At 34.6% G+C, this 14518-nt stretch carries 15 protein-coding genes; 3 read left to right on the plus strand and 12 right to left on the minus strand.

From position 1 onward, the window contains the following. The first annotated feature begins 76 nt into the window (after nt 1-76). Together BN2390_RS08835 and BN2390_RS08840 are read left to right on the plus strand one after the other, a co-directional pair. Nucleotides 77-1312 (plus strand): nucleotidyltransferase, encoded by a 1236-nt coding sequence (locus tag BN2390_RS08835; protein ID WP_053983988.1) that lies wholly within the window; start codon nt 77-79, stop codon nt 1310-1312. Between the two features lie 147 nt (nt 1313-1459). Continuing rightward, entirely contained in the window at nt 1460-2557 is a 1098-nt protein-coding gene (locus BN2390_RS08840) for a hypothetical protein (protein WP_053983989.1), read from the plus strand. Between the two features lie 124 nt (nt 2558-2681). Here the strand turns inward: BN2390_RS08840 and BN2390_RS08845 are convergent, their stop codons facing one another. The 6 genes from BN2390_RS08845 to BN2390_RS08870 form a co-directional block, all read right to left on the minus strand. Beyond that, nucleotides 2682-3242, minus strand: a complete 561-nt coding sequence (locus BN2390_RS08845) for a hypothetical protein (RefSeq protein WP_053983990.1) — start codon at nt 3240-3242, stop codon at nt 2682-2684. Further along, a complete protein-coding gene (gene coaD / locus BN2390_RS08850) occupies nt 3243-3734 on the minus strand; it encodes a pantetheine-phosphate adenylyltransferase (RefSeq protein WP_053983991.1) in 492 nt (163 codons plus the stop codon). A gap of 1 nt (nt 3735) precedes the next feature. Further along, nucleotides 3736-4287: a 16S rRNA (guanine(966)-N(2))-methyltransferase RsmD gene (gene rsmD / locus BN2390_RS08855; RefSeq protein WP_053983992.1), complete on the minus strand. Its 552-nt coding sequence runs from the start codon at nt 4285-4287 to the stop codon at nt 3736-3738. 74 nt (nt 4288-4361) lie between these two features. Next, on the minus strand, nt 4362-6422 hold the full coding sequence (gene recG / locus BN2390_RS08860) for an ATP-dependent DNA helicase RecG (RefSeq protein ID WP_053983993.1): 2061 nt from the start codon (nt 6420-6422) through the stop codon (nt 4362-4364). A 104-nt stretch (nt 6423-6526) separates the two neighbouring features. Continuing rightward, nucleotides 6527-8161, minus strand: coding sequence for a DAK2 domain-containing protein (locus tag BN2390_RS08865; protein WP_053983994.1), 1635 nt, complete (start codon nt 8159-8161; stop codon nt 6527-6529). Nucleotides 8162-8193: 32 nt separating this feature from the next. Further along, on the minus strand, nt 8194-8553 hold the full coding sequence (locus BN2390_RS08870) for an Asp23/Gls24 family envelope stress response protein (RefSeq protein ID WP_053983995.1): 360 nt from the start codon (nt 8551-8553) through the stop codon (nt 8194-8196). A gap of 232 nt (nt 8554-8785) precedes the next feature. Here BN2390_RS08870 and rpmB point away from each other — a divergent pair, with 232 nt between their 5' ends. After that, complete coding sequence (gene rpmB, locus BN2390_RS08875; protein WP_053983996.1) at nt 8786-8971, plus strand: 50S ribosomal protein L28; 186 nt, start codon at nt 8786-8788, stop codon at nt 8969-8971. A 190-nt stretch (nt 8972-9161) separates the two neighbouring features. Here the strand turns inward: rpmB and BN2390_RS21690 are convergent, their stop codons facing one another. From BN2390_RS21690 to BN2390_RS08900, 6 genes are all read right to left on the minus strand, one after another. Continuing rightward, the gene (locus tag BN2390_RS21690; RefSeq protein ID WP_154668811.1) at nt 9162-9305 is read right to left on the minus strand and encodes a hypothetical protein; all 144 of its coding nucleotides are present in this window, start codon (nt 9303-9305) and stop codon (nt 9162-9164) included. 147 nt (nt 9306-9452) lie between these two features. Next, nucleotides 9453-10085: a thiamine diphosphokinase gene (locus tag BN2390_RS08880; RefSeq protein WP_053983997.1), complete on the minus strand. Its 633-nt coding sequence runs from the start codon at nt 10083-10085 to the stop codon at nt 9453-9455. A gap of 8 nt (nt 10086-10093) precedes the next feature. Next, the gene (gene rpe, locus BN2390_RS08885) at nt 10094-10750 is read right to left on the minus strand and encodes a ribulose-phosphate 3-epimerase (protein ID WP_053983998.1); all 657 of its coding nucleotides are present in this window, start codon (nt 10748-10750) and stop codon (nt 10094-10096) included. Further along, complete coding sequence (rsgA, locus tag BN2390_RS08890) at nt 10750-11643, minus strand: ribosome small subunit-dependent GTPase A (protein ID WP_053986294.1); 894 nt, start codon at nt 11641-11643, stop codon at nt 10750-10752. Before rsgA ends, rpe begins: the two co-directional genes overlap by 1 nt. A 5-nt stretch (nt 11644-11648) precedes the next feature. Beyond that, entirely contained in the window at nt 11649-13760 is a 2112-nt protein-coding gene (gene pknB, locus BN2390_RS08895; protein WP_053983999.1) for a Stk1 family PASTA domain-containing Ser/Thr kinase, read from the minus strand. Beyond that, nucleotides 13754-14518 (minus strand): Stp1/IreP family PP2C-type Ser/Thr phosphatase, encoded by a 765-nt coding sequence (locus tag BN2390_RS08900; RefSeq protein WP_053984000.1) that lies wholly within the window; start codon nt 14516-14518, stop codon nt 13754-13756. The genes pknB and BN2390_RS08900 overlap by 7 nt, the downstream gene beginning before the upstream one ends.

The raw sequence follows: 14518 nt of genomic DNA on the forward strand, positions 1-14518 counted from the left end.
TGTAAGTTTAGTCTTTAATCTGACTATACTTTAAGATAAAATAGAAACCACTTACTTTATACTTTTGGAGGTCTGTATGCATATTATTGGTATAGTTGTAGAATATAACCCGTTTCATAACGGACATTTCTATCAAATTCAACAAATACGCAAGAAGTATCCAGGATGTGCAATCGTCGTAGTGATGAGTGGTCATTTTTCTCAAAGAGGCCTTCCTTGTGTACTTGATAAATTTTCTCGTAGTGAAATGGCTTTAGCCTGTGGTGTTGACTTGGTCCTAGAGCTTCCAGTTGTCTATGCTACTGCAAGTGCTGAACGTTTTTCTCAAGCCGCTGTTAGCCTCTTACACAAATCTGGAATTGTAGATATACTCTGTTTCGGAAGTGAAACACCGGATCTTGCACTTATGCAAGACCTTGCTTCTTTATTACTTGAGGAGCCTCCTTTCGTGTCTGCTCAAATAAAAAATTATTTGTCTCAAGGTGAAAGCTATCCCCGCGCTCGTCTTTTAAGTATAAAAGAATACTTATCCACTTATACTAAGGATACCGTAGATACACTAGAAACCATTCTTTCAAGTCCTAATAATATTTTAAGTATTGAATATTTAAAGGCTTTAAAACATTTAAACTCTCCTATTCAGCCTTTTCCTATTCAGCGTCATATAGCCGGTTATCACGATACGACCATTGAGGGACCCATTGCTTCAGCTACAGCAATCCGACAGAATCTCGCACTTGGAGAAGGACATAAAGCTAAAGGAAGTATGCCAGAGCCTGCATATCATCTTCTTAATCAATATACACCTAAATCGATTAATCTTGATGATTATTCAGAGCTCTTTCATTATAAGATGATTATGTCCAACCTTGAAAGTTTATATGCGGTATGGGATATTCCTTCTAACTTATGTCGCTCTCTATACCATGCTAGCAAGACACTTCAGCCACTCTCAGAGATTGTCAATCAGGTTACCTCAAAAACCTATACGCGTGCTACGGTTCAACGTGCTATTATCCGTATTTTGCTCAGCGTTCAAACTGATGATTTGTTAGCTTTAGAAAAACTTAATTGGATTCCATATATTCATGTCTTAGGTTGTAATAAAACTTCTACGGCCTTACTTTCTCTCCTAAGTCAAAAATCAGAAGTTCCCCTACTTATTAATGTAAGTAAAGATGAAAATAATCTTGATGACTTAGGCCAAAAACTCTTTAACTATGAGCTTCAAGCAAGTAAACTCTATGCTTTACTTAGCCAAGATGCTATACTCTTAGAAAAAGATTATAAATATCATCCCATTAGACGTTAAAAAAGGTATGTTGCATAAAAACTTTATGCAACATACCTTTTTTATTTTTAATTTCCACTTGTCCTAAAACTGTTATTTTTTATATAGGCTTGTCATACAATAGATAAAGCCATTAATGGCATGAATCCTCAAAAGGAGATGCATACTATGCGAAAAGCTTTTACTGCCTGTTTTATTATTTTCCTTATGCTCATTATGTTACTTGAACCAGGCATCTGCATTGAAGGAGCCACTTCAGGTCTGTTACTCTGGTTCCAAAAAGTTTTGCCTTCATTATTACCTTTTATTATTCTTATTAACTTACTCTGCTTCTTAGGAATAGTTTTCAAATTTAGCAAAGTGATTACACCTGTTACTACTAAACTTTTTCATCTATCTGGAAGTGCTTTCTTAGCCTTTGTATTAGGTCTTATTAGTGGTTATCCAATGGGTGCAAAACTAATCAAAAACTTATTAGAATCAGGTGAAATAACCTTTGAAGAAGCTCAGAAAGCATTGTGTTTTTGTTCTAACTGTGGCCCTTTGTTTATCATTGGGACCATTGGAACGCTTATGCTTGGCCAAACCAACTTAGGCTACTTTTTACTTCTCGTACACATCTTGTCTGCTTTTCTTATGCTCTTACTTAGCCGTTTCTATCATGTATCTTCTACTAACAGTGTATCAAAAAGCTTACCCACAAATAGCAAAATGAGTTTTTCACAAGCCTTTACTGCAAGTATTCAAAATGGTATGGATACGATCGTTTATGTAGGTGGCTATATTATTTTCTTCTCAATGCTTATGAAATTACTTGGTCACTCTGCATTTTATAACAAGTTCACGCAAATATTAGGTCAGCTCATACATATTGACGGTACACTTATACATACCTTTTGTTTAAGTTTATTTGAATTCTCAAGTGGAAGTGCTGCGCTTACAAGCCTACTTCCAAAAGGTGTACCCTTATTCGCCTGCCTTTCAGCTCTTGTTGCATTTGGTGGTATTTGTGTACTTTTTCAAACCCAATATGTTCTTCAGGGATCAGGGCTTTCTATTAAACCCTACATACTCTCAAAGCTTCTACAGGCACTTCTCGCTTTTATTCTAACCTTTGTACTCTTCCCTATTTGGAATTATTTCTTTAATAGTATACCTTATAATTTTAATGTAATCTGGTCTATTTTGCTTGGTATGGCACTTCTTTGTATTTGTTATTTCTTTAGAAGTTTAGCATCCTCTATGAAAGTACTTGAACGCAGTTAACATACTTTCTCCTAAAGATCATTCCACAGTAAGATATAAAAAAGATGAGTCCCATTATATAAATAATGTGGCTCATCTTTTTTATATCTTACTCTTAAAACACACCTTAAATTAAGAATATTATCTATTCTTGTTCTCTCACTTCTTGAATTTGCATTGGAGCAGGATGAATCATATCTTTTAATTCTTGTCTATGATCATAAAGAATACGTAATTCACTTGTAATATAGTTTTCAAATTTTTGAGTTTCTCTATGAATAGAATCTAATGTTGCTTTAAGCTGTTGTTCTGCTACTTTTACCGTTTCATTAGCATATTCAATGGAACCAATACGAATATCTCTTGCATCTTTACGTGCATTTTCTAAAATCATTTGTGCACGTTCCTCTGCATATTTTGTAATTTCATGTTGCTCAATCATTTTTGATAGGGTTTCTTGAGCCTCTTGTATAATCAATTGCCCTTCATTATGAGCTTCTGCTAAAATTTTGTTACGTTCATCTACAATCCAAACAGATTGTTGTAATTCATTTGGAAGTTTCATACGCATATCTTTGATACACTCTAAAAAATCATCACGATCAATAGAAACTTTACTACTCATAAAGCTACTTTTAGCTTCTTCTAATAAATCCTCCATTTGATCAAGTAAAGACATAATTTCTGTTTCCTTATTATATTCCACTTACATTTCCTCCCTTTTAAATCTTTTCTCTAGCGCCCCCGCTACATATTCTGGTACAAGTTCATGAAAACGGCCATTAAATCTAACCAGTTCACGTACTGAACTCGAACTCAAAAATGAATATTGTGCATTTGTTACTAAAAATATTGTTTCAACTCTTGGTAATAAACTTTTATTAATTTGTGCCATCTGCATTTCATACTCAAAATCTGTCACTGCTCGTAGGCCACGAATAATTACATCTGCGTCTTTTGCTTTTGCATAGTCTACTAATAGTCCTGAGAACGTTTCTACTTTTACATTTGGAAGATGTGAAATACTTTTTTCAATAAGCTCCATACGCTCTTCAGTCTTAAACATTCCTTCACCCTTATGAGGATTTGTAAGAACAGATACATACAGAAGATCTACCAGTTTAGCTGCTCTTTCAATGATATCCATGTGTCCTTTAGTTATAGGGTCAAAACTCCCTGGATAAACTCCTATTTTCACGCTACTGTATCCTTTCAAAAAAACTTAAAGTTGTCGTTTTATATGTCTTTTCTTTAATCAATGTAAAATGATCAAATTGAGGCGTGTGTTTGGTTGTACCGCGTTCTAAAATGATATACCCTCCTTCATTAAGTAAAGCATATTCATTGATACATTCAAATACACGTTCAATGCCTTCTATTGCATAAGGTGGATCCATAAATATAATGTCAAATTTCTCATTTTTGTGCTTTAATTTTTGTAATGCTGTATATATATCTATATTATACACAATTGCATCATCTTGCAATCTTGTTTTTTCTAAATTTGTTTTAATACACTTCAACGCATCTGAGTGATGTTCTACCAAAACTGCACGTTCTGCCCCACGACTAAGTGCCTCAATAGCAATTGCACCACTACCGCTAAATAAATCTAAAAATTTACATCCAGGTATATCAAAGCTAATCATATTAAAAAGTGTTTCTTTAATACGATCTACTGTAGGACGTGTATTCACCCCTTCAGGTGCTTCTAATTTTGTTCCTCTGTTTTTTCCACTAATAACGCGCACATTCTGTCTCCTTTACATTAAACTTCATGCCGTATTATACCTTATCTCTAGAATCTTGTCATCCGTTAATCGAATTATAAGGCTTTATGCATTTGTTCTCCATCTGTATAATCTAGTAATTTCTCCTTTAAGCCTTGATGAAGAGGATGGCTTAAGTCTGGATCCTGTCTTAAAAGTTCTGAGGCTGCCTGTTGTGCTACCTTTAAAACTTTAGCATCTGTATAAAGGTTTGCAATCTTCATTTCTGGTAGCCCATGTTGCTTGGTTCCAAAGAAGTCTCCAGGCCCACGTAATTTAAGATCTGTATCTGCAATAACAAAACCATCTGTACTTTCTTCCATAATTTTAAGACGTTTCTTCGTTACTTTATTTTTAGAATCGCTTACAAGTACACAGTAAGATTGATGTTTTCCACGCCCTACACGTCCCCTTAACTGATGGAGCTGTGCAAGGCCAAAACGTTCTGCATTCTCTATCATCATGACCGTTGCATTGGGTACATTGACGCCAACCTCAACTACTGTTGTTGAAACTAAAATATGAATTTCTCCTTTTGCAAAAGCTTCCATGACTTTATTTTTCTCTTTTGGTTTCATTTTCCCATGTAAAATGCCTATTTCAAAATGTGGGAATACTTGTTCTTTCAGATACGCTGCATATTCTGTTACACTTTTTAGCTCGGATTGTTTCTCATTTTCTTCTACCATTGGACAAATAATATAACATTGACGTCCTTCTCTAATATGCTTATCTATAAATTGATAGATTCTTGCATGATAAGACGAATCCACTGCATTCGTCTTAATAGGCTGTCTCCCTGGAGGCAGTTCGTCAATAATAGATATATCCATATCACCGTATAAAATAAGTGCTAACGTTCGAGGAATTGGTGTTGCAGTCATAACAATAACATCTGGTGTCTCTCCTTTTTCTGAGAGTTTAAGACGTTGTCTTACACCGAAACGATGCTGCTCATCTGTAATAACAAGACCTAGCTTTGGTATTTCTACGTTATCCTCAATAAGTGCATGGGTTCCTACAACTAAATCGATTTCTCCAGTTGCAAGCTCCGCTAAAATACCCCGCTTCTCTTTAGCTGTTGTAGATCCTGTTAGGAGAGCTACTTTTATATCAAACTGATTAAATACTTGTTCCAAAAATTCAAAATGCTGTTTTGCAAGTACTTCTGTTGGTGCCATTAAAGCGCCTTGATACCCATTTTTAATAGCAATAAAAAGACTAGCTGCAGCGATAACCGTCTTTCCTGAACCAACATCTCCTTGTACAAGGCGATTCCCAGCGTACTCACTTTTAAGATCTTTGGCAATCTCATTCATAACACGTTTTTGAGCCCCTGTAAATTCAAAGGGTAAACCTGCTAAAAAGTCTTTAAAACTTTCAGGAAGCTTTTTGCTACGCCCCTTAGTTCTCGCTAAAAAATCTGATTTCAAAACAAAGAGACTCAGTTGCAAGAAGAAGAGTTCTTCAAACACAAGACGCTTTCTAGCTTCAAAGAAAGCTTCATCTTGACTTGGAAAGTGAATATTAGTAAGCGCAAAATTTTTGCTTTTTAGATCATATTTAGTTCTAAAATCTTCTGGAAGTGGATCTTCTATCTCAGGCAGGGCTAAACTCAACGCTTGCTCAATCAACTGTCTTATAACCTTTTGTGAAAGTTTTTGTGTTGTTGGATAAATAGGTATAATCTTAGCTGTTTTTTGAGAAGTACCCTGTTCTAGCTTCTCATATTCTGGACTTTCCATTTCTATACGCCCATATTGCCTTCTTATTTTCCCATAAAAATTATAAGTATCTCCTACTACAAAATTATTTTTCATATAAGGTTGTCCATAAAATACAATATAGATACTTCCAGTCTCATCTTTCACTCTAAACTTAACTATAATTTTATATCCCTTTTTCATAATCTCAGGTTTTGAGGTTACAGTGGCTACAATATTATTATCTTCATCCATTACTGTCTCTGATATTTTTGCAATTTGCCTTCTATCCTCGTATTCTCTAGGATAATGTTCAACTAAATCTTCAATGGTTTCTATACCAATTTTATTAAACTTTTTTATAGTTTGTTCGCCTACACCTTTTAATTCCATAATGGAATCTGTAAGAAACATATTTTCACCCCTTTACTTATAAAATGTCCTTAAACCCATAAAAAGAGAAGGCCATCACAAAACCTACAGTTTCTTTTGTGATAGCCCTTTTATTTTATTTCATGTTATTCTGCTGAAATCATGAAGTAATAAACTGGTTGACCACCTGAATGTACTTCCACATCTGCTTCTGGGAAACCACCTTCTGCAATAGCGACATAATCTTCAGCTTGTTCTTCACTAATTTCTTCACCATAGTAAATAGTGATAATTTCTGCTTCTTCATTCATTTTTGCAAGAAGTTCAGTAAATGTTGCCTTTAAGTCACTATTGTGCACAACAATATTACCTTCTAAAATACCTAAGTATTCACCTTCTTTAATTTCTTGCCCATCAATTGTTGTATCTCTTACTGCAATAGTAATTTGTGCTGTTTCTACTGTTGAAATTGCTTCATTCATAGCTTCAACAACTTTTTTGATATCTCCACTCTCATCGTGGTTAACCATCGCAGTAATACCTTGTGGGATTGTTTTTGAAGGAATAACATGTACATGACATTCTGTTTCAATATTAGCAGCTTGTTCTGCAGCTAATATAATATTTTTGTTATTAGGTAAGATAATAACTTCTTCCGCATGGGCACGTTCAATAGCTTCACTAATATCCTCAGTACTTGGATTCATTGTTTGGCCACCTTCAATCACTTCATCTACACCTAAACTCTTCATAATTTCTACTAAGCCTTCACCTGCCACGATAGAAACAAAAGCTAAAGGCTTACGTGGTCCTTTATCTTCTACTTGTTCGCCATCAGCTAGAATAGAAGTATGTTGTTCACGCATATTTTCAATTTTTATGCTTGTTAATGAGCCAAATTCAAGACCTTTTTGAAGCGCAAGACCTGGATTATCTGTATGAACATGAATTTTAATGAAAGTTTCATCTGATACAGCTACAAGGCTATCACCAATTGTTTCTAGATACTCTCTTACTGCAGTTTCATTATAATTTGCTTTGGGATCACGATTAACAATAAACTCTGTACAGTAACCAAAAGTAATATCTTCTGTATTAAAGTTTTTAAGTGCTTGGAATGCTGCTGTATTTGGCTTTGAAACTGGCTTTTTGATGTTAATTTGAATATCACCAGTGATTACCATTGCTGCACCTTCTAAAATGCAAAGAAGACCTTGTCCACCTGCATCTACTACACCTGCTTCTTTTAATACAGGAAGCATGTCTGGGGTTTGATGAAGTACTTCATAACCATGTTCTAATACGCGCTTTGCAAACTCTTCCATATCTGTAACTTCCATGCTAAGTTGCATTGCTTTTGTAGCCACTTCTCTTGCTACTGTAAGAATGGTTCCTTCTTTTGGTTTCATAACAGCTTTATAGGCTGTATCTACGCCTGCTTGGAAAGCATTTGCTAAAGTTAAGGTATCAATAGGTTCATTTGTTAACGCTTTTGCAAAGCCACGAATAAGCTGAGATAAGATAACCCCCGAGTTACCTCTTGCACCTCTTAATGAGCCTGATGCTGCTGCATTACCAACTTCCATAACATTAGTTGGATCAACCTTTTCTACTTCTTTTGCTGCTGCAAGCATTGTGAGTGACATATTTGTTCCTGTATCTCCATCTGGAACAGGGAAAACATTTAATTCATTCACCATATTTTTCTTTTCATCTAAAAGCTTAGCTCCTGCTACAAACATACTTTGTAGAAGCTTTGCATCTATCACTTCTAATTTCACTTTTATGTGCCTCCTCAAAATTACCTCTATGATTAGTTGTCTACGCGTACGCCTTCGACATAAACTTTAATTTGTCTTACTTCTAAACCTAACATATCTTTAACTTTATATTTAACAGTGCTCATAAGGTTTTCTGTAACTGCAGAAATTTTTGTACCATATTCAACAATAATATGGAACTCGATGTTAACACCATCATCTTCGCATACTTGTACAGCAATACCTTTAGTAAGACTTTCACCTTTTAGGAGTTGCACAATACCATCTTTAACATTTCTTGCTGCCATACCTACAATACCATAACATTCTGTAGCTGTTATACCACTGATTTGTGCAATAACCTCTTCACTCATTGTAATAGTACCGTATTCATTTGAAAATTTTCCGCCCATTCTTATACCTCCTTATTTATTTTCTTGTTTATACCTTAATTTTAATGTTTATCATGCTTTTGCTTCATATTATAACATTGTTTACTTTATAAATAAAGTATTTACAGGTTAGCTTTTCCAACTATTTTATTTTTTAGACAAATAAATAGGACAACACACTTGAAATATAACTTATTATCTGTTAGAATATCAGTTGTTATGTCACGGATATTATTTTAAGGAGGTGTTTACAGTGGCAAAATGTGAAATTTGTTCAAAAGACGTACACTTTGGTATCAAAGTAAGTCACTCTCATAGAAGATCAAATAAAATGTGGAAAGCGAACGTGAAAAAAGTTAAAATCAACGCTAATGGTGTTGTTAGAACTGCTAACGTATGTACACGTTGTTTACGTTCAAACTTAGTTGCTCGTGCGTAGTATCAAAGTTTAATAGATTCCATAGTTCATTGTTTGAATGAATTATGGAATTTTTATTTCCATAAAAAAAGGGTGTATCCTTGGGATACGCCCCTTTTTTTATGCTTTACCACCTTTATAAACTTTGCCTACTATCTTTCCTAACCACTTTGGTAATTTAATTACATAAATCTTCATAAGGCACCTCCCCTTAGCCACAGGTTAATATATATCCTATTAAAATTAAAATCGCAGCTGTTGTCAGAATCCACCCAAGTGCAGGTATTACAATAACTAGTAACATGCCACATCCTACACAAAAGCAGACAAGACCTAATACATGTTTTTTCATCATTCAACCCTGCTTTCTTGTGTGTCATCTTCATTCTTATATATCCATATTATTCCAACAAAAAATAAAGTGTGCATTATTTTGCACACTTTATTTTTATGTTGCACTAGGCTTATTCTATTCTAGAGAAGCTTATACTATTTTATCATTTTAATCTCTTGCTTGAATGACAATTAAAACGCCTTCTTCTATTTTGACCTTAGCTGTTTCTTCTAACATATAGTTACTTACACCATAAGGCTTACCTATATGGAATTCACCATCTTCTAAACCATATGCAAGAGATGTAGTCTTTACCCCTTTTACAACAGGTGTAAAGGGAATTAAACTAACTAAATCCCCTTTTCCCCCTACAAGTTCTAGTTCTTTATCCAATAAACGAATAATATGCCTATCACTATATAGTGTAACTTCTACACCTTTTTGTAAAGCTTTATACATTAGATGAATATTAGCAAGCGAATGGTCCATTCTACTACCTATGCCACCCCATAAGTCAATTTGCACAGCACCTAAACTTATAGCCGTATCTAATGCTAATTCAGTATCTGTTTCATCTTTTTCACAAGGTGCCTTTGTAATTTTTACATTTTGTCTTTTAAAAAATTCTAGGTCATTTTCATTACAGCTATCAAAGTCACCCAATATTTCATCTGGACATATACCTAATTTCTTAGCATGCTTCATGCCATTATCAGCACATAATATATAATCATAATGTTTTTGCTTCTGACAAAATGTATAATCTCCATATTCTCCATTGGTCAAAATCAAAATGTTCATTTTAAATCCTACTCATTCATTAATTTCATAAATTCTTGTACAGTTGCAGATACATCTTGAGCACCAAACACTGCTGAACCTGCTACAATAACATTAGCACCTGCATTTACAACTTCTTGTACATTTTGTAGACCTACACCACCATCTACTTGAATTAATAAATCACGCCCTGTTCGTTCTCCTAAAGCCTTAACTTGTTTAACTTTTTCTAAAGCATAAGGGATAAAGCTTTGTCCACCAAATCCAGGATTTACAGACATAATAAGTACCATATCCACTTCATCAATAAGGCATTCAAGTACTTCCACTGGTGTGCCCGGATTAAGCGCTAATCCACTTTTCATACCAAGTTTACGAATAGCTTGTAAAGTACGATGAATATGTTTTGTTGATTCATAATGTACAGTTAAAATATCTGCACCTGCTGCTTTGAAATCTTCTAGATAAGCATCTGGATTTTCAATCATTAAATGAACATCCATTATGCCATTAATATGTTTTCTTAAAGCAGCTGCTACTGGCGCACCAATTGTAATATTCGGTACAAAGTGACCGTCCATAACATCTACGTGAATATACGGTGCACCTGCATGCTCTACTAATTTTACAGCTTCTCCTAAAGCTGCAAAATCTGCTGATAAAATTGAAGGAGCTAAAGCGTTCATTACCATTTCCTCGTTTCTTTTAGTTGATTATAATAAGTTACATAGTTGTCATAACGTGGTTTAAAAAGTTCATCTCGTTCTAAAGCTTCTTTGACAGCACATTTAGGTTCATGAATATGGCTACAGCCACTAAACTTGCACTGTCCTTCATATCTTTTAAATTCTGGGAAATAAAATTTCAAATCATTTTCTGGAATTTCTTCAAATTGTAAAGAAGTAAATCCTGGGGTATCTAATACATATCCCCCCTCACTAAACGGAAGCAGCTCTACATGCCTTGTTGTATGTTTACCACGTTTAATTTTTTCGCTTACATCACCTGTTTGAAGTTTCAAATGAGGTTCTATTGCATTAAGTAAAGTAGATTTACCAACACCAGACGGTCCCGCGAAGAAAGAAATCTTATCTTTTAAAACTTGCCTTATTTCATCTAGTCCTATATTTTGTTTAGCTGAAACACATAATACATCATAGCCACTTTTCTTATAGCCTTCTACAATCCATTCATAAGTTTCAGGTTTAGTACCGTCTATCTTATTTAATATAATATACGGTTTTATGCCTTCAAGTTCCACCATAACTAAAAAACGATCAAGTAAATCTAGATGAATCTCTGGATAAGTTACTGCAAAAACAATAAGACCTTGATCCACATTGGCTACAGGTGGACGAATTAATTTATTTTGTCTTGGTAAAATATCAACAATCTGCCCTTGTTTATAGGCATAGTGATTATCTTGATTATCTTCATCTACCTCTATACATACTTCATCACCAATAAGTGGTACGAGTCCTTCTTTTCTAAACTTTCCTCTTGCTTTACATTCGAAAACTTCTTTCTCTACTCTTACGTAGTAAAAGCCTGCAATTCCTTTAATGATTGTTCCTTGCATCATTTTTATTGTGTCACCTCATTAAAATTTATGTTGTCCTTGTACTCTTCACTTCCATCAAAGTAAGTTGTCAGTACACCTTTTCCTTTACCAGTAATTTGAACAGGGAGTGGAAATTGCTCTTTTTTCACAACTTGGTCAAATACAGATCTTGCTCCAAGTTCATCTTCAAGTAATAATACAACATGATATTCATCTTTTGCTTGATCTGGTGCATTAATTACTTTTGTAATAGTTGCTAATTTTTCACTAGGTTCTTGACCTTGGTCATTATTACCTGTCTCATCATCTGTTGGCAAGTTTGGATCTTCTATAGCTGGTGGATTTGGTTCTTCTGGCACTTCTTCTGGTTCTTCTACCTTAGGCCCTTCACTTACCATGATATCCACAATTTCACCTTCTTCTAACTCACTAGAAGCTGGTATACTTTGTGTAATAATTTTACCTTTTTCTACTGTATCACTTGGTTGTGTATTCGTTTGCCCAAGTCTAAGTCCAACATTATTTAAAGCAAGTTTTGCTTCATTGACTGTCATATTTTCAAGGTTTGGTACTTTTACAAGCACTTGCTTTGGTCCTTTACTAATAACAACTGTAATAACAGTTCCTTCTTCTACACGCTCACCTGCACCTGGTGATTGCTCAATAACTTGATTCATTTCTACTTTATCATCATAGCGACGTTCTGGGAAAAATTCTAACTTATATTTTTCCAGCTCACGTTGTGCATCTGCTGCACGTAAGTCTTTCAAATCTGGTACAATAACTTCTTTTACCTCTTCTTCAGCAGAAGCCACTATCACCTCTATTGTACTTCCTGGTTTAACTACTTCTTCCGCGCCAGGTGTTTGTTTCATAATTGTTCCTGGTTCATAGAGATTACTCGCTTCTTCTCCTACTTTTTTAACCTTTAAATCTTTGCTTTCAAAAATCTTAGTCGCTTCTTCAATGGTTTTACCTAAAACGCCTGGTACAACTACTGCATCTGGTTTAGAAAATGAAGGTAGAGCAAAAAATGCAATAGCCGCTACTATACCTACTATAACAAGTGTAGCAAGAACACCCCCTATACCAGCAAGAACTTTATAACCTTTTGGCACTTCCTCATCTTCCTCTTCATCATCATCTTGATAGAGGTCTTGTGGACTTGTCATTTTAACAGCAGACACTTGACTAGAATCAAGTTTATTGGTTGTCTTTTCATTTTGTCTAATAAATTGTGTTTGAACATCTGTTAAAAGAATGGTTTGATCAATACTATCATCCATTACTTTTGTCTCTATAATGGCTTGGGGATTAATCTGTACCTTACGAATGTCTTCTAACATACTATCTGCATTTTGATAGCGTTCTTCTTGCTGTTTTTTTGTTGCTCTTAATATAATAGACTCCAGCCCCGGCCATATTTCCTTATTGAATAAACTAGGTTGTGGTATTTCTTCATTAATATGTTTAAGTGCAATAGATACATGTGAATCTGCTTCAAAAGGTAACTGTTTAGTTGCCATCTCAAACATAACAATACCACATGAATACAAATCACTTGTTTCATTAACATATCTCCCTTTTGCTTGCTCTGGAGAAAAGTAATGAACAGAACCAATCGCATTCCCTGTAGAAACAATCGTTGAAGAATCAACTGCTCTTGCAATACCAAAATCTGCAACTTTTAGGACACATTCATGTGTAATTAATATGTTTTGTGGTTTAATATCTCTGTGTATAATATGCTTACTATGAGCATGACGTATAGCCGATACAATTTGGTTTCCAAAATCTAATACGACCTCAGAGGCTAGTGGGCCATTTTTCTCGATATACTCTTTTAATGTTTCACCTTCAACATACTCCATTACAATATAATGTAAATCCTCTTCCTGTCCTACATCATAAATACCTACAATATTAGGATGAGATAAGCTTGCTGCAGCAAAAGCCTCCGATTTAAACTTTTTGACAAAATCTTCATCTTTTACAAATTCTTCGCGTAATACTTTAATGGCTACAAAACGTTGTAGTCTATTACATTTAGCTCTGTAAACGATAGACATACCGCCTGCACCAATTTTTTCTATAATTTCATAGCGTTCACCCAGTAATGTTCCAGGCTCTAACATGTTGTATTCACCTCACCTTTTTTTACAATGATAACCGCAATGTTATCTACCCCTCCAGCCTCATTAGCTTTTTCAATCAAATGATCGATTGTGCCTTCTATATCTGAATAGGATGCATAAATTAATTTGTGTATTGTCTCTTCACTCATCATAGATGTTAAGCCATCTGAACAAAGTAACATATATTCTACACCATTTAAAGATTGCTTAAGCGTATCGACTTTTACTTGTTCATATGTACCAACGGCACGTGTGATCACATGCCTTTGAGGGTGTTCTTGTGCATCATTTTGTGTAATCATGCCCTGCTCTAGCATTTCTTGAACAAGTGAATGGTCAACCGTTACTTGCTTAATTTGATTGGAATTCATACAATAAAGTCTCGTATCTCCTACATGGGCAATATAGGCATTACCATCTATAACTGTACATAATGTAATTGTTGTACCCATACCTGTATAATCAGGATTTTCAAGTCCTTTATTATAGATTACATAATTGGCATGCAAAATACCTCTCTTTAAGAGTAAAATAAGATTTTCTTCTGATCCTAAACTATTACTCTTATGTCCTTCTATATAATCGCAAAAAGCATCAATAGCTAACTTACTTGCTATTGCCCCTGCTTTATGCCCCCCCATACCATCGGCAACGATATAAAGATTAGGCAGTGGTCCAACGGATTCGTTAGACACAAATACACTATCTTCATTTTTACTTCGTCTCATGCCAATATTTACTTTTCCAACAGCAATCAT

The organism is Niameybacter massiliensis (assembly GCF_001282685.1).
Taxonomy (GTDB): Bacteria; Bacillota; Clostridia; order Lachnospirales; family Cellulosilyticaceae; genus Holtiella; species Holtiella tumoricola.